We start from the raw sequence: 17,841 nt of genomic DNA, 5'->3' as shown, positions 1-17,841 counted from the left end.
AAAAAGCCAGCTAAGCTGGCTTTTTTAAACGTAGTATTTTGTTCCGACTATTGACGCTCGGTTCTCATACCCATCAATAAGCTCACACACATCGCAAGCAAGATGATAGTGAATGGCAACGCCGTAGAGATGGCACCGGCTTGCAGAGCCTGAACAGCTTCCGAACCACCAATCCACAGCAGTGCAACCGCAATGGCACCTTCCATCAATGCCCAGAAAATTCGCTGTGGCACTGGTGCGTCAACTTTACCACCTGCCGTGATGCTGTCGATAACCAATGAGCCTGAATCTGAAGAGGTAATAAAGAACACCAAAACCAGAACGATAGCAATAAACGACAGGATGTTACCAAATGGCAGTGAATCAAACATTTGGAACATGGCCAGTGACACGTCAGTCAGACCATTCGCCCCTAGATCGCCCACTTTATCAACCACCTGCTCGATAGCCAGACCACCAAATACAGACATCCAAACCACCGTTACTGCGGTTGGAACAAGCAGAACCGCTGTAATGAACTCTCGTACTGTACGGCCACGGGAAACACGCGCGATAAACATACCGACGAATGGTGACCAAGAAATCCACCAAGCCCAGTAGAATACAGTCCAGCCTTGGAACCACGCTTCGTCAGTACGGCCAAACGGGTTACTCAGTGGAATGATGTTTTCTACATATGCCATCAATGTCGTTGGAATAGAGCCAAGGCTAGCCGCCCAGCCAATTAAACCAACAAGGATAAGCAGTAAGAAAGCAACAATCATGTTGATGTTACTGATGACTTTCACCCCGCCATCAATACCGCGAACAACCGATACCACTGCAAGTAATGTCACCACAGTGATGACAATCACCTGCAACCCGATACCAGCCTCGATACCAAACACATGGTGAATACCACTTGCGGCTTGTTGTGCGCCCAGACCCAGCGATGTCGCCAGACCAAATAGTGTTGCCAGTACCGCTAAAATATCAACAATGTGGCCAGCCCAGCCCCACGCACGGTCACCCAATAGTGGGTAAAAGATCGAGCGCATCGACAATGGAAGCCCTTTGTTGTAAGCGAAGAAAGCTAAGGAAAGCGCAACAACACCGTAAATGGCCCATGGGTGAAGACCCCAGTGGAACATCGTTGCACCCAATGCCAATCGCGCTGCTTCAGGGGTGTTTGCTTCCACACCTAATGGTGTTTCATACCAACCTGTGAAGTAAGCAACGGGTTCTGCCACACTCCAGAACATAAGACCAATACCCATACCTGCAGCAAACAACATAGCTAACCACGATAGGAACGAGTAATCGGAAACTGCGTCTTTACCGCCGAGGCGGATTTTCCCCATCGGGGATACTATCAGTACCAGGCAGAATATAACGAAAATGTTACCTGAAATAATGAATAGCCAATCAAATGAACCTATGATTTGCCATTTGATTCCATCAAGTACCGTCTTAGCAGTGTGTGCATCTAAAACCAATGCAGCCACAAGAAACAGTGCAATTAAACCCGCACTAATCCCAAAAACAGGGTTATGTACATCAAACCCCCATTTTTGAACGTTATCCTGACCTACCGTATAGTCGGTACTATCGATACTGTACTTATCTATACCCTTTGTCATCGTTCCTCTCTAATTCTTGTAATCTTTACGCACCAAACAATAAAATCATTCGAACACGATACGTTTTAAATTCCGTGAAGGGTCAAGATCCTAACATTTGAGGTGTTTTTGTCTAGATTTTCCATAAAAAATCCACATTTATTACCTTTCAATCAGAGATTTCTGACCAAATAAATGCAACACATTGCATTGATAATTAGACCACAAACAATTTTTGCTATAATAATTTTAGAGCGTAGTGATTCACTTCCACCATGCTGTAAATGGAAATTGGAATCATCAAAGAAGTGCCGGAAGAGAAACGACGGAATTTTTTTACACAGCTCTTTAAATAACAAAGCATTTGAGTTAGTGTCGCCTCGTTAAATGTTCCTACAGACTGGATGAATAAATTGGAAAAGTACGAAGAAGTATTGGTCTCGATTCGTCAGATCATCCGCGCTATTGATTTACACTCTAAAAAGCTGAGTAAAGAGTCTGGTCTGACTGCACCTCAGCTAATTTTAATGCGTGCTATCAACGAGTTAGATAATGTCACTATCAAACAATTGTCTAGCCATACCAATATGAGTCAAGCCACAGCGACCACCATTCTCGATCGATTAGAGCGTAATCAGTTTGTAGAACGTCGCCGTAGCGTTGAAGATAAGCGCAAAGTGCACGCTGTACTGACAGAACAGGGACAAGAAGTATTAAAGCAAGCACCGACGCCGCTACAAGAGCATTTCATTAATCGATTCCAGAAGCTGGAAGAATGGGAACAAACACTGCTACTTTCTTCAGTACAGCGTATTTCGACCATGATGAATGCAGAAGATATTGACGTTGCCCCAATGCTTGAAATTGGCAGCATTACTGGTACCGTTCCTAAAGCTGAGTAATCACTCCCGTCAGTGCTCGCCTGACGCGGGCACTGTGTTATTTGGTAAGTCCTGTCTCAAATGCATATTTGGCCAACTCGGCGGTCGAATGCAGATCTAGCTTGTGCTTAATATTATGACGATGTGTTTCAACTGTTCTATAACTGATACTCAGTAATGTAGCGATTTTTTTGCTGCTATTCCCCTGCGCAACTAATTTGAGCACCGCTTCTTCTCTGCGACTCAGTGGGTTAGGCCTTTGATTGATTGGGGTAACATCTTGCGTGAACAACGTCTGGGTGACGGACTCACAAAAATAGGTTGAACCCTGGTTAACTGTTTTGATCGCCTGAACCATTTTCTCTGCTGAAATCTCTTTCAACATGTAACCGACTGCCCCCGCTTGCATCACTTTCATGATGTACTCACGGTTGTCATGCATGGTTAACATCAGAATTCGGCTCTCAGGCACTTCCTCTTTAATGATTCCCGTTGCCTCAATGCCGTTCATTATGGGCATACTGATATCCATAAGGATCACGTTTGGATGAAGATGCTTGGCTACTTCTATTGCTTCCAAGCCGTTACTGGCGGTACCGATGACTTCAATATCCGGCTCCAGCTCCAACCGTGCCATAAAACCATCTAACACCACCTGATGATCATCGACAATCAACACACTAATCGGTTTATCCATAAACACCTTCATCCAAATTTAGCAGCACGGTTATTTCGGTCCCCAGACCAAGTTCACTCATTAGTTCAAATTCACCACCAATAAACTCAACACGCTCCTGCATGTTTCGCAACCCAATCCCTTGACGATGGACCGCTTGGTTGACGACAAATCCAATGCCGTCGTCACGTATCAGTAATTGCAGCATATTGCCCATTTTTTGCAAAATCACCGTCACTTTTTTCGCTTTCGCGTGCTTTTCGATGTTATTCAATGATTCCTGAGCAACGCGATATAAGGTAGTGGCGACTTCCGACGTCAATTTTTGCTGCTGGGTATCAAAATGGCTATCAATATCAATCCCAGAGTGAGAGTGAAAATCCTGTAGTAAAGTGGTAAGCGCCGCTTCCAAACCAATATCATCCAGCGCACTTGGCCTCAACTGGTGGGAAATATGCCGGACTTCATTGATGGCGGTAACCAATGAGCGCTGAGATTTATCCAAGTGCTGCTTGAGTTTTTCGTCTTCCAAACGATGACTCATCAGATCTAAATGGCATTTGCTAGAGACCAACAGCTGATTGATGCCATCATGAAGCTCGCGCGCCAAATGTTTTTTCTCATCTTCCTGAAACATCACGGTTTTATACGCCAGTTCTTTCAGGTTTTTATCTGCAAGGCGATGTTCGTGCAAGTTAATAGCAAGGGTTAATACGATGATCACGGCAACCGTAACGACCAGAATCACAACGACCGAAAAGAAGGTCGTTTCGATATTTTTATTCACTGCCGCGCGCATGCTGGCCACTTCCTGGCTGACATCCTCTATGTACAGCCCGGTTCCGACCATCCACTCCCACTTCTCTAACCAACCCGCATAACTGAGCTTAGGAACAACCTCACCTGTCGACGGCTTTTGCCATAAGTATTGGTGAAAACCACCACCTGTTTGTGCTTGATATAACAGTGCCTCAATGAGCCGATCACCGTTCTCATCTTGCAGGCCAAGCAGGTTCTCCCCGACTAAATCAGGTTGTGCTGGATGGACAAGGTTAGTGCCATGTTTATCGTAAGCGAAAAAGTACCCATCAGACCCATAGGTTAAGTGGTTTAAAATTGCCTTTACACGAGCTTTGGCAACATCTTCTTCAATCGTTGTGTCGTTATAGATGTGAATGATGGCGTCAAAAGCAACATCGACGGTATCCTTTAGCGCCGCTTCTTTTGACTGAATGAGGTTTTGGTGGAAAAGCTCCACTTCTCGCTGACCAAGGGTCTTGGCTTGGTAGATAGAAATCCAACTGATACTGGCTGACACCAATACCACAGGTATCAGTGTCAGCAGAATTAACTTTGCTTTGAGAGGCATCCCTTCCCTCCATGAAACGCTGCTCCAAGCGTCAACGCATAAGCAGCTTAACAACTTGTTTCAAAAGGTGGAAACTCTCAGGTCACAAAATCTCCTTTTAGCCCATTCCGTAAAAGCCAGGGAAGAATAGAAGCGATGCAAGCACGGCTATCTGAATAGCGATAAACGGCATCACGCCCTTATAAATATCACGCGTTGTTACCCCTGCTGGCGCCACCCCTTTCAAGTAGAACAAACTGAAACCAAATGGTGGCGTTAGGAAAGAGGTTTGTAGGTTCATCGCTACCAGAATCGCAAACCACGTCATATTAATGCCTAGCATCTCTGCAACTGGGGCGAGGATTGGAACGATGATGAAACAGATTTCGACGAAGTCGATGAAGAAGCCCAGAATCAAAATGACAAGCATGGTGATGATGAGGAAGCCCCATTTTTCACCTGGAATACTCAACATCCACTCTTCGACTAAGTAATCACCACCAGTGTACGTAAATGCCATGGAGAATGCGGTCGCACCAAGCAATATCGCAAATACCATCGCGGTGACTTTTACCGTCTCTTTTGAAGCATCATAAACCATCGACCAGCTGAACTGCTTGTACAACACAGCAAGTACGATCGCACCAGCACCACCCAATGCCGCCGATTCTGTCGGCGTGGCAACACCTGCGAAAATAGAACCTAATACCACGATGATTAAAGCCAGTGGTGGCAGAACCGCTTTGAGCGCGCTAATGACTTCTTCTTTTCGGCTGACAGACTCATCACGCTCGATAGGCTGAGCGGCTTGCGGGTTCAACTTGGCGTACACCAGAATGTAGATCACATACGCCACAACCAGTGTTATTCCCGGCCATACCGCTGCTTGGAAAAGATCACCAACAGGTACACCTAATACGTCCCCTAGTAGGATCAAAACAATCGATGGAGGGATAATTTGCCCCAGCGTACCTGAAGCACAGATGGTGCCGCACGCCAGACCTTTGTCATAGTTGTACTTGAGCATCACAGGCAGGGAAATAAGCCCCATTGCCACAACAGAAGCGCCAACAACACCGGTAGATGCAGCAAGTAACGCCCCTACTAGTACAGTAGAAATCGCGATACCACCACGAACGCCACCGAACAGACGCCCCATTGACTCTAGTAGCTGTTCTGCAAGCTTGGTTTTCTGTAAAACCAGCCCCATGAACACAAATAACGGCACAGCCATTAGTACCGTGTTTTGCATAATCGATTGAATTCGATATGGCATAAAGGCAAACATTTCAATGCCTTCTGCCCAAACACCAAAAATAAGTGCGATACCACCGAAGGTAAACGCAACGGGGAAACCCAGAAGTAGCGCAAATAAGGCTACAAAAAACATGACTATACCGATCATAATAACTTCCTTTTACGACTTACCGTTATTACCGGCATAGATAAGATGAGGGTTAACAATTTTATTGATAGAGTGCAGCAACAAACCAATCCCACTCACTGCCATAAAAAAGAATGATAATGGGATCATTGCCTTAATGATCCAACGATAAGGCAAACCACCTGGGTCTCCAGAAGTCTCCCCTAGTGCGTAACTTTCTTTAGCAAAGTCGATACCGAACCAGGCGACCAATAAGCAAAAAGGAAGCAGGAAAAATAACGTGCCTATTATGTCGATAATGGATTGCGCTTTATAAGATAAACGCTCGTAGAAAATGTCGACTCGAACATGACCACCAGCTTTGATGGCGTATGGTACACCCAGCAAAAATACTGAGGCAAAAAGGTGCCATTCCATTTCCTGAAAGGCGATAGAAACATCGTTGAACACGTATCGCATAACAACGTCGTATACCACATTTAGTAGCAGTAAGATGAAGAGGATGCTGGACAACCACCCCAAAAAATCACTGAAGCGGTTAAACATCCGCTCAATATAAATAAGGCTTCTCATTCCTGACTCCGTGGAACGTATGGTTGAGCTCCGCTAAGTCGCGGAGCATTTTATTATGAGTTTTTTCTTGGGCTTCACTCGCTGCCCAAACCAATTGGCTTGGGCAGCATACTGACGTATTAGTCAGCTTGGCTGTTTAGATAAGCACGTTGTGAGATATCAGTCCATTGACGAACTTGCTCCATGTAAGCAGCTTGAGACTCTTGAATCTCTTTCGCCAAGGCATCTTCTTCCGCGTGTTTCTTCAGAAGGCGATCATTCGCTTCTTTCATTGCTGCCATGACTTCTGGCGGGAAGTCCTTCACTTCTACGTTCGGGTACTCTGACTTGATCGTCGCCCAGTTTTTACCACTTTCGTGTTTAGACTGCGTGTACATATCGTAAGCTGCAGTTTTCATTGCCACTTTTAAGATCGCTTTCAGATCATCAGGTAGTTTTTCCCAAGTACGCTTGTTGACCAGGAACTGAAGCTCTGTCGCTGGCTCATGCCAACCTGTGTAGTAGTAAGGCGCAATTTTGTGGAAGCCCATGCGAAGGTCTAGCGAAGGACCAACCCACTCAAGTGCATCAATGGTGCGACGCTCAAGAGACGTGTACAGTTCACCCGGTGCGATATTGGTTGGCTTAGCGCCCAGTTCAGCCAAAATTTCTCCAGCAAAACCAGGGATACGCATTTTCAGACCTTGAAGGTCATCCAGTGTTTTAATTTCTTTTTGAAACCAACCACCCATTTGAGTATCTGTGTTACCACCAGGGAACGACATCAGGTTATGAGGAGCGTACACTTTGTCCATTAACTCCATGCCACCGCCATAGTAGAACCAAGCGTACTGCTCTGTAGGTAACATACCGAAAGGCATAGAAGAAAAGTAAAGTGTGTTTGGCACTTTGCCTTTCCAGTAGTAAGACGCCGAATGGCCCATGTCGTATTGACCTGATTTCACCATGTCAAACACGCCAAAAGGTGCTTTGTGCTTGTTTGCTGAGTCAATACGAATTTGCAGACGGCCGTTTGACATTTCTTCTGCCATTTTAGCCATATTTTTCGTGGTATCGCCGAAGATAGGAAAGTTAGGTCCCCATGTTTCTGCAAGTTTCAGGCGGTAGACTTTTTCCGCAGCATTAGCAGAAGTTGCAGCGAAGGCCATCGCAGCAACCACAGCTGTAGTTTTCAGCACTCTTTTAAGAGATTTTTGGATCAAACTCATCGTTCACGTCCTTTGTCACCAAGGTTATTGTTATCATCCATTTCACAAGGATTTGTATTACACCAAGTAACGAACAATGTGCTTGTCTAAAGTTGACTCTTAAAATAGCGCAGCATCATTTGAGTTACAGGGCGTAACTTGATGCTAAAGATGTATTAATAACGTTGATTCTGAAATGGGCAGGAACACGCAATTTTTACTGCCTACTACTCATACATTAGCCATTGGTAGTACGTATTTATACGTAGGAGATTAACCCAATTAAAATTTCATACCTAAACAAAACAGTTAGTTAAGGAGAAATTAAAAAATATCGAAAATATAAAACCACGTAAGTAGTCACTTTCCAAAAAATTTACAAAGTATTTAAAGAATTGTGACATTTGCCATTTTGACGTCGCTAGACTTGCCAAAGAAGGAGCAGAAACACGGAGTGATGGGACGTTAGGTCGCTCGAAAAAATACCCCGACAATAGCCGAGGTATTAGAGAGCTTTATCTTAATAAGATTGAGGATTTAAAAACTAAATCGCTTTGTAGATAACTTTGTTACCTGCCAATTGCTCTTTTTGAACCAGGTTTTCTTCAAGAAGCTTCTTCAGAGCGCCAGTTGCCCATGATGCCGCTTTAGTGTCTTCTTGACCTGCAGCAAGGCCGATGCCTTTAGGGTTAATACCGTCCGCATTTGCGACAACAATATCTAGCACTTGTTGCTGTTTTGGAGTTAGCGCAACTTCTACTGTTTTCGCTACAGCTACTTTCTTCTCAGCTACTACTTTCTCGGCAACAGCTTTCTCATTAACAGAAGGTGCTGCTTTCTCAGCAACAGGCTTCGCTGCTTTTTGTACTGCAGCAATGTTTGCTACTGTCGCTTTAATGCGCTTTTGCAATTTCATTTGCACTTTACGCTTATGAGCAAGTCTCATTGAATATGTCTCCAGTTCACTGCATATCAGCAGGGATGAAAATTTGAAGCGCGTTTTATACCAAAATTCACAAGCAATTTGTAGGTTTTAGCGCCGAAACGCGATGAAAAATGCGCTCAAAACGCAGAGCGTCTAGAATTTATACAGGTAATTTGTGAACTGTTTTATTGAATACTGGGTATAAAAACAGAGGTTTTTTATCCATAAAATGCATTTTGTTTCACACCAAACAAATGACGTAATCGCACCGCAAATAGCCTAGAAGCACAGTTAAATTAGATCGTGATTAACGGGACAGCATTTGGGTATTTTGTTGACTCTATGAGGTTAAATGCATGGAAACGCTACATCTCACAAATTCACATTTTAAACCTGGTTCTATTCTTACCCGAATAACCTTGTTGGTTGTCGCTTTAATAACTTTGTTTCTTGTGTTGATATCACCTGGATGGAAGCAAGCGATATTGTCTGTGGTATTAATGGCGGTTATTGTCGGCTTTGCAGTTATGATGATTAAAAAAAGCCAAGTCTCATTTACGCTAACCGCAACCCACTTTCAACAACACCTTTTTAAGGGTGGTTGGGTTGTTCGCTGGTGCAATATTGAATCGATAGGTATTTGTAGCTATCAACAAGACGGATGGTACCAACCACTGCCCTGGATTGGCGTACGTTTAAAGCACTACTCTCCTTACTTGGATGCGATTTGCCCTCGCATTGCGACAGAAATCCTCCTGAGCCAACGTGCGCTTCTGTATTTAGGAGCAAGACAAAATCAATGTGAAGAAAAGTTCGAAGATATGGTGCTCGATCCAAGACCGTATCTGAGTAGTCAGGGAAAGCAATACGATGGCTTGCTTGCGATGCTTGCAAACAGAATGAAATATCAGCGAGATTTTTATGGCTACGACGTGTTTATCTCAGCCAGTGATTTGGATAGAGAAGCCGAAGATTTTGTCGGGTTAACTCGGCGGTATTTAGCTGCCGCCGAGCCAGACTTACTCGAGACAAAATAACTTTGTTCTTCCCGAATAAATCATTCAATTACCCGATATTTTCCGAGTCAGAACTCGCTAGTAAAGCGGCATCTCATCGGCAACAAATGGGTTGGTTTTACGTTCATGACCAAAGGTAGATTGTGGGCCGTGGCCTGGAATGAAGGTCACATCGTTACCCAGTGGCCAAAGCTTCTCTTTGATCGACGAGATCAAGGTATTGAAATCACCTTGAGGGAAGTCTGTACGACCGATACTGCCGTTAAACAGGACATCACCAACAAATGCTACGCGAGCTTCTTCACTGTAAAGCACAACGTGACCTGGTGTATGACCCGGAGTGTGGATCACCTTCAGCACTTGGTTACCAAATGTGACAGTGTCACCCTCATCAAGCCATTGATCAGGTTCAAATGCTTCAGTTAGCGGGAAGCCAAACATTTTGCTCTGCCCTTCTAAGCCTTGTAACCAGAAATTGTCCGCTTTATGAGGCCCAATAATTTCCTTTCCACCAAGCAAATCCGATAATGGCTGAGTGCCACCAACGTGGTCCAAATGTCCATGCGTCAATACCAATTGAACAACATCAACGCCTAACTCTTTGATTAACACAGCAAGCTGCTTCTCATCACCGCCCGGGTCAACCACGATGCCTTTCATCGTTTCATCACACCAGACAATAGAACAGTTTTGAGAAAAAGCTGTCACCGGGACAATTTGGTATTTAAGAGCCATGGATAACCTATCACCACATAAATTTTATTAAGACTTCCGCAACTATGACACTAAGCCTAAATGACTTCAAGACTTGTGAAGACCTTGCGCGTCAAGACTTTCAAGGTGACTTGCAACCTCACCTACCAGGAGCGAACCGCACCAGTGTCAATATGAACGAAGTTACTGCCCGGGTAGTAGCCAACACCACCAGCTTTCAGACTTAAAGCGGCGTCACGTACAGTAGACAACTTTACGCCGTCTAAACGAAAGTCGATGGCTTTACCTTCCATGTGAAGGCTTTTCTTTGCCACACCAGAAGAGTTGTTACGCAATGAAGAGTTCGTCTTTGGTGAACGATACCCAGAGATCACAATGACTTCTGACTCCGTACCAATAAGCTTTTGGATTTGGCTGATCTGATCAAACAAACGTCGATCCATAGGGAAGGTTTCATTACGTCTGTGATCGCGACAGAACTCATCTAACCTTTCAAGCTCACTTTTTACGTAGCCACTTCCATCAAAGTAGCACGTTTCTAATTGCTCACCAGTATTCAGGTTATTCATCGCTAGTACGCGAGGTTCATCAGGCAATGAAGCCCATGAGAGAGTTGGCATTGCAGACGCCAATACAACACCACCAGCGGTCATTTTAAGAAAATCACGACGGGAAAAATTACGACTTACCATATAGAAATACTGCTCAAAAACTACACGAAAGGCGGACATTAACCAAACTGGTGCATTTCGTCAAACGCACAAATCAGTCTGGAATGTCCTAATCGACTATTTTGGATGGATTACTGGTTGAACGACAAGTAAATTTTCTGCAATGTAAATTTACTTAAAGTTTTGTATGCCGCTACCCTTGATTATCGTAAGAATAAATATCATCACGGTAATACAGCGTACCTTCTTCTAACCACGCAGTTTGGTAGATGATGTGAACCGCAATACGCTCGCCTAAAGGAACCGACGTATTAGAACGACGGGCACTTTCGCGTTTTTTCGCGAAACGCTCTTCCAGCCCCTGCGTTTTGAAAAGCAGTTCAGCTAATTGATCGGCATTTTCCACGCGAACACAACCAGAACTGAATGCGCGACGATCTTGCTCAAACAAGTTTTTACTTGGCGTATCGTGTAAATAAATGGCCTGCGGGTTTGGCATGTTGAACTTATACAAGCCCAACGCATTTTGTGAACCCGATGCCTGACGCATTCGGTATGGGAAAGTTCGAGGATTAACCGTCGCCCAATTGATAGTGGTAGGATCGATGATCTCTCGTGAAGTCCAAGATCGAATGATTTGAATGTTATTGTGAATCAAATACATTGGGTTGCTTTTTACTTTAGGAATGATGTCTTTGACCATGATCTTCCATGGCACATTCCATGTTGGATTCAAAATAACCGAATCCATATTGACCGTCATTATCGGCGTCTTTCTTGAACTCTTACCAACCACGACTTTCGACTCAAACAGTGGCTGTCCATCATGCCAGTATGTAACTTGATACCCTGGCACATTGACGAATACGACATTATCTCTCTCTTTCGCCCATATTCTTGAGCGCTCAGCATTTAAAGCAAGCAAATGCAGCCTCTGCTTAGGAGAAAAGTTAATCCAACGGATCGTATTTGGCCCGATAACGCCGTCCTGCTTCAAACCATGAATACGCTGAAATTCTTTTACAGCCAGTTCAAGGTTCTCATCATATCGCGCCGAATTTGGGTCAACATAGCTGACATCCACGCCCACTATCGCAAGGCGCTCTGCCAAAGAGGCTTTATTGGTTATTGGATCGCCAATACGAAGCAAGCCTTGTTGCTCGTATAAAGGGTATTGGTATTGCGCGTGCTCAGATAAGGCTGAAAAAGCCGAGTTGAAATCTCGATCCATTTGCAGCGGAGAACGCAAACTGGACAAAAACTGACCCAGCTTACCAACAGTCAGCTCATTGCTAAGAACCGATAATGTATCGATACTCGGCGGAGGAAGATCAACTTGCGTTTTATTGGCAAATAGCCAGTTAACCCCTTCGTGAGGCAACTGCTCCAGGTAACTTAAATACATCAGCAATGAATCTGTCATCACCAAATCAAAGTCGAGGTTGTCACCTTGCCATTTGATCTGGTTGATTCTATGCAGCTGGTTATCAAACTCTTTAGTGACGTCTGCAAGCGCGACAACATTCAGCTGAAAGATGAACTGTTCAACGTCACTTTCATTCTGCCAGTTCAAACGGTAGTTTGTGCTCTGGTACAATTGCTCCACCACAGATGGATAGTGGATCATTTTTTCAATTGAGAGCTGCTTAACCGCTCCCTCTTGCTCCACTTGTGAAGTATCGTCAAGAGAAACTGCGGTAGAAAAGCTGCAAAACGGCACTAAAAGTGCCGTCATTATTAGAACCCTAGCAAACACTGATACAACCCTTACCTACTTGCCTTATTAGAAAGTATGGCAAATATCTCACAGGTTGCTGCTTTAAAAATAAGAACGGGACAATATTTTTTCCGATAAGTTTCACATAAAACTATCAATAAGGTTGTTTTTTACACAACCCTAGACCAATGATTGTCCCACTGTATACCTGTTGAAAATGTATTCTTAAATTCTATTGGCTGTTGCTCCACAACTTTGCCTGCACCAGAGCTAATGCGGAACTCATCCCCGTAGATCACAACACCCGATGCATCGGGTAACGCGTTCAACTCAACCAACTTGCCCGTCGCTTTGGACCAAATGCCATAGCAGCTTCCCGGAGGAGAAGTGGCTAATATCCACTCATCAGTCGCCGCAATGCTGGCAACGTAATGATTGAAACGCGCCCATTCTTCAGGTTCAGCCTCAAGCTCCAGCATTTTTTCACCTCGAGTGTGCATCGCGATAAGAGCCGGGTATTCATCTGGCTCACCCCGATATTGCTGGCCGCATAGCACTGTCTCTGAGCCATCATGCGCAAGATGACGAATGCTCAGCTTGTGATCGGGCAGAGAAACTTGATCGAGCAACTCACCATCTTGAGACAGGTAGCTCAGACTTGGGGTCATGGAATCGAGGTTTAGAGGCTCTCTTCCATTAGTATGCACACCGCCAACACCGATCGCTAATGCACCATCGGGCATCATGATGACTTCATGTGGTCCGATACCAAAGCCTGACAGCTCATCCATCTTTTGATACTGCTTGCGCACATCGTAAACGCCAATAATACCTCGGCTTGTGCCCCTTTCACCTTCTGTCGCAAACAGATAGTTCCCATCGTGGGAATACACGCCGTGACCATAGAAGTGACGATTTGCTTTTGCTGTGTGCAGCTTTATCGCTTGCCCATTCCGATAGTCAAACACCATGAAGAAGGTACCCGGCCGACGACCAAACACCGTCGCATGACCGTGTTGGTTGATAGCAACACCATGACCACGTTCTGGAATTGGCAATTTGGAAATCGGCATCCCATGTTCATCGGCAACAACTGCAGCATATTTGTCACGGCCAATGATTGAACATCCAATTAACGCTGGCGTTCGTGGAGTCGTGCTAGCACAACCAAAGGGCAGCAATGGGGCTGCCGCTCCAAATAGAGCGGCTTTGAGCAATGTACGTCTTGTTTGATCAGTCACCATCGGTAGCATTAAATCCTATAACCACGCCGAGTTCGATTGCTACCTCTTCGTGAATGAGGTACTTCAATTGCTCTAACTTGTTGTATTGCGCCAACACCATGCGGTAACCATCTACCGTTTGTAGTGCTTCGAATAAGCTATTCTCCTCAGGCCAGGTTTCAAGTGTCATGTCAAACTGACGCGAAACTCGATCGGCGAGTTCCAACTTGCCCTGTTCGCGCAAAAGAGCGTCTAAGCCATCGCCATTGGCCAAGTATAAAGCTTGCATGCTTTGCACGTTGGCTTTCAAATTCGCGAGTGAAGTGCCTGAACGCCAAGACTCAGAAAAGTAAGGTCTCGGATGACCAATTTTCGCCATCGGACGACTCAATTTTTTCATGCTGTATTCAAGCTGGTTGGACAGTAGCGAAATATATTCCGACTCCCACTCCGTCTTTTTCATTGCTTTCCACGGGTTCTCGGCCCAAGCGTTCGCAATCAAGCCGGCTTTAGCGTTGAGGTTTTGAGAAATTGATACCGCTGTGGAACAGGTATTGCTGTTTGTTTCCAGTGTCGAGCCACTATCGTAAAGTAACCACTCAAGTGCACCCAAGCCTTGTACCGTCACGCTCTGCGTTGAGATCTGTTGTGCACTCCAGACTTGATCCGCTTTGGTCAGTGCCGACATTTTTCGTCCGGTGGTATTCTTTTTGTCTGGCCAGAATTGCACATTCCAGCTTTGCTCCAACGCACTCGCAGGCCCGCGCTCCTGACCTTGCAGAGCCATCCAGGCACGCATGGTTTCATGCCATTGTTGTTTTACTGAAGATGGGTTTTTATCCCCTGATGCACAAAAATCATTAAAAGCACGTTCTAATGATGCGCTCTGTTCTAAAAAGGTATGAGCAGATTGATACTCGATTTCATACACACTTTGCGAAATATGGCTCGTTTTCTCTGCCTGATCATCGGCTGAACTCAATGTCGATTGGCAACCCGTCAGACTCAGCGCAGTAACAACGGCACACACTAATAGTTTTTTATTCACATTCGATTCCTTATAACGAGTCCAGGAAAGCCACCAGCGCTTCACGCTCGCTCTTGCTTAACGCCAATACGCTCTGTTTTGAATTTTCTGCTTCGCCACCGTGCCAAAGTACTGCTTCCATAACGTTACGTGCACGACCATCGTGCAAATAGTAGGTATGACCATTAACTTCTTCGGTGTAGCCAAGCCCCCAAAGAGGTGGGGTGCGCCATTCACGACCATTCGCCAGATATTCAGGTCGGTTGTCTGCCAAACCTTCGCCCATATCGTGTAACAGTAGATCGGTATATGGGTGTATTTCTTGTTCTGAAAGCGCAGGTAAACCAGCTCGTTTAGCGGTTTTAACGTTAGTTTTATGGCAGCTTTCACAACCTGATGAAGCAAAAATTTTCTGACCTAGTTGCACTTGCGGGTCTTCAACATTACGACGAATTGGCACGGCTAGGTGCTGACTGTAAAACTCCACGAAGTCGAGAATATTCTGGCTAACTTCTGGATCACCGCCATTTGGCAGCTCATTACATATTGTCTGCTTTGAGGTACAGTTTTCGTTTGGGAACAAGTGACTTGTGAGGCCAACATCACCATTAAAGGCGGCTGCATTCTGCTGCATCAATGTTGGTTGACCTGCTTTCCAGCCGAAACGACCGAGCGCGAAGTTGCCTTTTTCGATGTCCCAAACTTTGTTTACCTTCCCAGAAATACCATCTTTGTTAGTGTCGTTTTCGTCCGCCCAAGCGAGTAGAGTGTCGTCAGGAATGCTTTCCAGCAGCCCCAAACCTATCATTGGTGGCGCAACACGCGCAGAAAATTGGGTATCCGGGTGCATGTCTCCATAACCCAGATCAGTAATCTTTAGCGTTGGTTTTCTTAACGTTACGGTCGTGCCATCGTTGAATTGCACCGGAACATCGCTATAAGTAATCGAAATTTTACCTTCGGGAGTTTGGTTCTGTAGGGCAAAATCTTGTAACTGGCCACCATAGGTTGGCTCTGGAATACCACCATCAATGATGAACGCTTTTTTTTGCTCTGGCGTTTCAGCAGGAATGCTCAAACGTACTAACATAGAAACGGCGTGGATATCCCCTTCTTCAGGTGGATGACCTCGGCCATCTTTGATATGGCAGTTTTGACAACCATTGGTATTGAATAGTGGTCCGAGTCCATCTCGCGCTTCTGTAGTCGCTGGCGCTTGTACCCAAGGGTTTCTAAAAAAGCTATTCCCGACACTAAAGTCCAGTCGTTTACTCATCGGTAAATTTGCCGCAGGAAGGGAATAAGCATTCGCACCGTCTTTTTTAACACTGGTTTTTCCGCCAGAACGCACTTCATAGGCAGTTACAGACGTAGAAAATACAGCAGTAAAAAGTAGCGCTAAATGGGAGTAATTTAGGGATGATGGCTTCATATCATTGCTCTTAAATGAATTGATAACAGCGAGCGCAAACAGCAAAGGGCTCAGTCCGTAAAATGAGCCCTTGATTGGTTATTATATTTTTTATTAGAACTCGTGGTCTGCTGTATCTGGGCTTAAGCTTTCAATGCCAATGATGTTTGCAGCACGTTCAATTGCACCCGTTTGAGCCACCAGCGACATGATGGTTTCGTTCACTAACGCGTTACCTTGAACGTTATCAGCAGCAATCAGTTGGTCGAAGTGTTGGTTTTTCTTCTCGGCAGAAGTCACCAACTCACCTACTTGGCTACGAGTGTCATCAAACTGCTTTTGAATCTCTTTCGCCGCTTGCTCATCTTGTTGTGCAACCAGGTCAGCAATACTTGGACCAGTCAGTAACGTACCGTCTTGGCGCTTATAAAGCCCCATGTATACGTTGTAGATACCCTGCTCATTGTAGTAATGAGAGTTGTGCGTGTTATCAGAGAAACAATCGTGCTCATCTTCTGTTGAGTTCGCTTCTAACGCCACTTTCATGCGCTCACCAGCCAGTTCACCAAGAGACAGCGAGCCCATACCAAACATCATTTTGCGCAGGCCATTCTCTGCTGAATCTGCCAGTAGTTCCTGACGGTAATTGTCTTTCACATCCGCAGACCACTGTTTCTCCATCCATTCAAGATCCTGAACCAATAGATCAGCTGCCGCTTTCAGGTATTCACCACGACGGTCACAGTTGCCATTGGTACAAGCAGAGCCGACAACAAAGTCCGTGTAAGCACGTTGACCTGCGCCAGCATTTGTTCCGTTAAGGTCCTGTCCCCAAAGTAGGAATTCAATCGCGTGATAGCCAGAAGCAACATTCGCCTCAGAACCACCAACTTCATTCAGATCAGCAATCAGTTCAGGTGTGATTTTTGATACGTCTAGTGTCGTAGCACCAATAGTCAGACTTTTGTTAGCCACGATGTTTGCCGCAGCGCCTTCGTTACCAAGTTCATATTGGTAATCCGTAGCGACGTAGTCGATTAAGCCTTCATCCAGCGGCCAAGCGTTAAGTTGACCTTCCCAATCATCGACGATCGCGTTACCAAAGCGGAATACTTCAGACTGTTGATATGGTACGCGAGAATCAAGCCATGCTTGTTTAACCTCTTCTAGCTTTTTCGCTGAAGGAGCTTTGAGGAATTCATCAATTTTCACGTCTAGCGCTTTAGCCGTGTTTAATGAATCTGCGAATACAGCATGTGCGACGTCTGCATAATGTTCGACAACGCCTTGTTTGGTTACTTGAGCAGCAACCGCAGTACCACTGGAAATAAGAAGTGAAGCAGCAATAGCTTGAACTAATACTGTTTTTGCATTCATTAGAAGCATCCTTGTTGAGCAAATTGTTTTTTGTATTCGAAGTGCTAATTATTCTTATTTGCACTTTTAGTCACGAGATAATACAAATTTACAATTTTTTTGCAACTTAAGAT

General features: G+C 45.0%; 16 protein-coding genes. 2 read left to right on the top strand and 14 right to left on the bottom strand.

What is annotated here, in order from left to right; all coding sequences use genetic code 11:
• Window positions 1-47: 47 nt before the first annotated feature.
• Window positions 48-1,619 (bottom strand): BCCT family transporter, encoded by a 1,572-nt coding sequence (locus V1U08_RS17985; protein ID WP_020335534.1) that lies wholly within the window; start codon window positions 1,617-1,619, stop codon window positions 48-50.
• A 392-nt stretch (window positions 1,620-2,011) separates the two neighbouring features.
• Between V1U08_RS17985 and cosR the strand changes: the two genes are divergently transcribed.
• On the top strand, window positions 2,012-2,500 hold the full coding sequence (cosR, locus tag V1U08_RS17980; protein WP_014232364.1) for a MarR family transcriptional regulator CosR: 489 nt from the start codon (window positions 2,012-2,014) through the stop codon (window positions 2,498-2,500).
• Window positions 2,501-2,537: 37 nt separating this feature from the next.
• Here cosR and V1U08_RS17975 read toward each other — a convergent pair whose 3' ends face one another.
• From V1U08_RS17975 to V1U08_RS17950, 6 genes are all read right to left on the bottom strand, one after another.
• Window positions 2,538-3,176 carry a response regulator transcription factor gene (locus V1U08_RS17975; protein ID WP_330471158.1) on the bottom strand — a complete coding sequence of 213 codons (639 nt, stop codon included), beginning with the start codon at window positions 3,174-3,176 and terminating at the stop codon, window positions 2,538-2,540.
• Window positions 3,169-4,524, bottom strand: a complete 1,356-nt coding sequence (locus V1U08_RS17970) for a cache domain-containing protein (RefSeq protein WP_118118833.1) — start codon at window positions 4,522-4,524, stop codon at window positions 3,169-3,171. Before V1U08_RS17970 ends, V1U08_RS17975 begins: the two co-directional genes overlap by 8 nt.
• A gap of 97 nt (window positions 4,525-4,621) precedes the next feature.
• Window positions 4,622-5,908, bottom strand: coding sequence for a TRAP transporter large permease (locus V1U08_RS17965; RefSeq protein ID WP_014232367.1), 1,287 nt, complete (start codon window positions 5,906-5,908; stop codon window positions 4,622-4,624).
• 12 nt (window positions 5,909-5,920) lie between these two features.
• Window positions 5,921-6,460 carry a TRAP transporter small permease subunit gene (locus tag V1U08_RS17960; protein WP_014232368.1) on the bottom strand — a complete coding sequence of 180 codons (540 nt, stop codon included), beginning with the start codon at window positions 6,458-6,460 and terminating at the stop codon, window positions 5,921-5,923.
• A 119-nt stretch (window positions 6,461-6,579) separates the two neighbouring features.
• A complete protein-coding gene (locus V1U08_RS17955; protein ID WP_020335537.1) occupies window positions 6,580-7,668 on the bottom strand; it encodes a TRAP transporter substrate-binding protein in 1,089 nt (362 codons plus the stop codon).
• 523 nt (window positions 7,669-8,191) lie between these two features.
• Window positions 8,192-8,593, bottom strand: coding sequence for a MarR family transcriptional regulator (locus V1U08_RS17950; protein WP_330471157.1), 402 nt, complete (start codon window positions 8,591-8,593; stop codon window positions 8,192-8,194).
• Between the two features lie 335 nt (window positions 8,594-8,928).
• Between V1U08_RS17950 and V1U08_RS17945 the strand changes: the two genes are divergently transcribed.
• Entirely contained in the window at window positions 8,929-9,609 is a 681-nt protein-coding gene (locus V1U08_RS17945; protein ID WP_014232371.1) for a DUF2982 domain-containing protein, read from the top strand.
• Between the two features lie 57 nt (window positions 9,610-9,666).
• Here the strand turns inward: V1U08_RS17945 and V1U08_RS17940 are convergent, their stop codons facing one another.
• From V1U08_RS17940 to V1U08_RS17910, 7 genes are all read right to left on the bottom strand, one after another.
• Window positions 9,667-10,323, bottom strand: coding sequence for an MBL fold metallo-hydrolase (locus tag V1U08_RS17940; protein WP_330471156.1), 657 nt, complete (start codon window positions 10,321-10,323; stop codon window positions 9,667-9,669).
• Between the two features lie 122 nt (window positions 10,324-10,445).
• Complete coding sequence (locus V1U08_RS17935) at window positions 10,446-10,994, bottom strand: DUF882 domain-containing protein (RefSeq protein WP_014232373.1); 549 nt, start codon at window positions 10,992-10,994, stop codon at window positions 10,446-10,448.
• Window positions 10,995-11,166: 172 nt separating this feature from the next.
• The gene (locus V1U08_RS17930; protein WP_065302580.1) at window positions 11,167-12,708 is read right to left on the bottom strand and encodes a L,D-transpeptidase family protein; all 1,542 of its coding nucleotides are present in this window, start codon (window positions 12,706-12,708) and stop codon (window positions 11,167-11,169) included.
• 152 nt (window positions 12,709-12,860) lie between these two features.
• Window positions 12,861-13,943, bottom strand: a complete 1,083-nt coding sequence (locus V1U08_RS17925; RefSeq protein WP_065299872.1) for a DUF1513 domain-containing protein — start codon at window positions 13,941-13,943, stop codon at window positions 12,861-12,863.
• Entirely contained in the window at window positions 13,924-14,961 is a 1,038-nt protein-coding gene (locus tag V1U08_RS17920; RefSeq protein WP_330471155.1) for an imelysin family protein, read from the bottom strand. Before V1U08_RS17920 ends, V1U08_RS17925 begins: the two co-directional genes overlap by 20 nt.
• A 10-nt stretch (window positions 14,962-14,971) precedes the next feature.
• Window positions 14,972-16,372, bottom strand: coding sequence for a di-heme oxidoreductase family protein (locus tag V1U08_RS17915; protein WP_330471154.1), 1,401 nt, complete (start codon window positions 16,370-16,372; stop codon window positions 14,972-14,974).
• A gap of 93 nt (window positions 16,373-16,465) precedes the next feature.
• Entirely contained in the window at window positions 16,466-17,728 is a 1,263-nt protein-coding gene (locus tag V1U08_RS17910; RefSeq protein ID WP_014232378.1) for an imelysin family protein, read from the bottom strand.
• Window positions 17,729-17,841: the final 113 nt, after the last annotated feature.

Source organism: Vibrio sp. YYF0003 (assembly GCF_036350715.1).
In the GTDB taxonomy this organism is placed as follows: Bacteria; Pseudomonadota; Gammaproteobacteria; order Enterobacterales; family Vibrionaceae; genus Vibrio; species Vibrio natriegens.
Note: the sequence above shows the minus strand (reverse complement) of the source record. Positions and strands in the feature narration are given on the sequence as shown.

Excerpts from the sequence above, each read along its gene's own strand:
- V1U08_RS17985 (WP_020335534.1), bottom strand. The coding sequence starts at position 1,619 with ATGACAAAGGGTATAGATAAGTACAGTATCGATAGTACCGACTATACG.
- V1U08_RS17975 (WP_330471158.1), bottom strand. The coding sequence starts at position 3,176 with ATGGATAAACCGATTAGTGTGTTGATTGTCGATGATCATCAGGTGGTG.
- V1U08_RS17970 (WP_118118833.1), bottom strand. The coding sequence starts at position 4,524 with ATGCCTCTCAAAGCAAAGTTAATTCTGCTGACACTGATACCTGTGGTA.
- V1U08_RS17965 (WP_014232367.1), bottom strand. The coding sequence starts at position 5,908 with ATGATCGGTATAGTCATGTTTTTTGTAGCCTTATTTGCGCTACTTCTG.
- V1U08_RS17960 (WP_014232368.1), bottom strand. The coding sequence starts at position 6,460 with ATGAGAAGCCTTATTTATATTGAGCGGATGTTTAACCGCTTCAGTGAT.
- V1U08_RS17955 (WP_020335537.1), bottom strand. The coding sequence starts at position 7,668 with ATGAGTTTGATCCAAAAATCTCTTAAAAGAGTGCTGAAAACTACAGCT.
- V1U08_RS17950 (WP_330471157.1), bottom strand. The coding sequence starts at position 8,593 with ATGAGACTTGCTCATAAGCGTAAAGTGCAAATGAAATTGCAAAAGCGC.
- V1U08_RS17945 (WP_014232371.1), top strand. The coding sequence starts at position 8,929 with ATGGAAACGCTACATCTCACAAATTCACATTTTAAACCTGGTTCTATT.
- V1U08_RS17940 (WP_330471156.1), bottom strand. The coding sequence starts at position 10,323 with ATGGCTCTTAAATACCAAATTGTCCCGGTGACAGCTTTTTCTCAAAAC.
- V1U08_RS17935 (WP_014232373.1), bottom strand. The coding sequence starts at position 10,994 with ATGGTAAGTCGTAATTTTTCCCGTCGTGATTTTCTTAAAATGACCGCT.
- V1U08_RS17930 (WP_065302580.1), bottom strand. The coding sequence starts at position 12,708 with ATGACGGCACTTTTAGTGCCGTTTTGCAGCTTTTCTACCGCAGTTTCT.
- V1U08_RS17925 (WP_065299872.1), bottom strand. The coding sequence starts at position 13,943 with ATGCTACCGATGGTGACTGATCAAACAAGACGTACATTGCTCAAAGCC.
- V1U08_RS17915 (WP_330471154.1), bottom strand. The coding sequence starts at position 16,372 with ATGAAGCCATCATCCCTAAATTACTCCCATTTAGCGCTACTTTTTACT.
- V1U08_RS17910 (WP_014232378.1), bottom strand. The coding sequence starts at position 17,728 with ATGAATGCAAAAACAGTATTAGTTCAAGCTATTGCTGCTTCACTTCTT.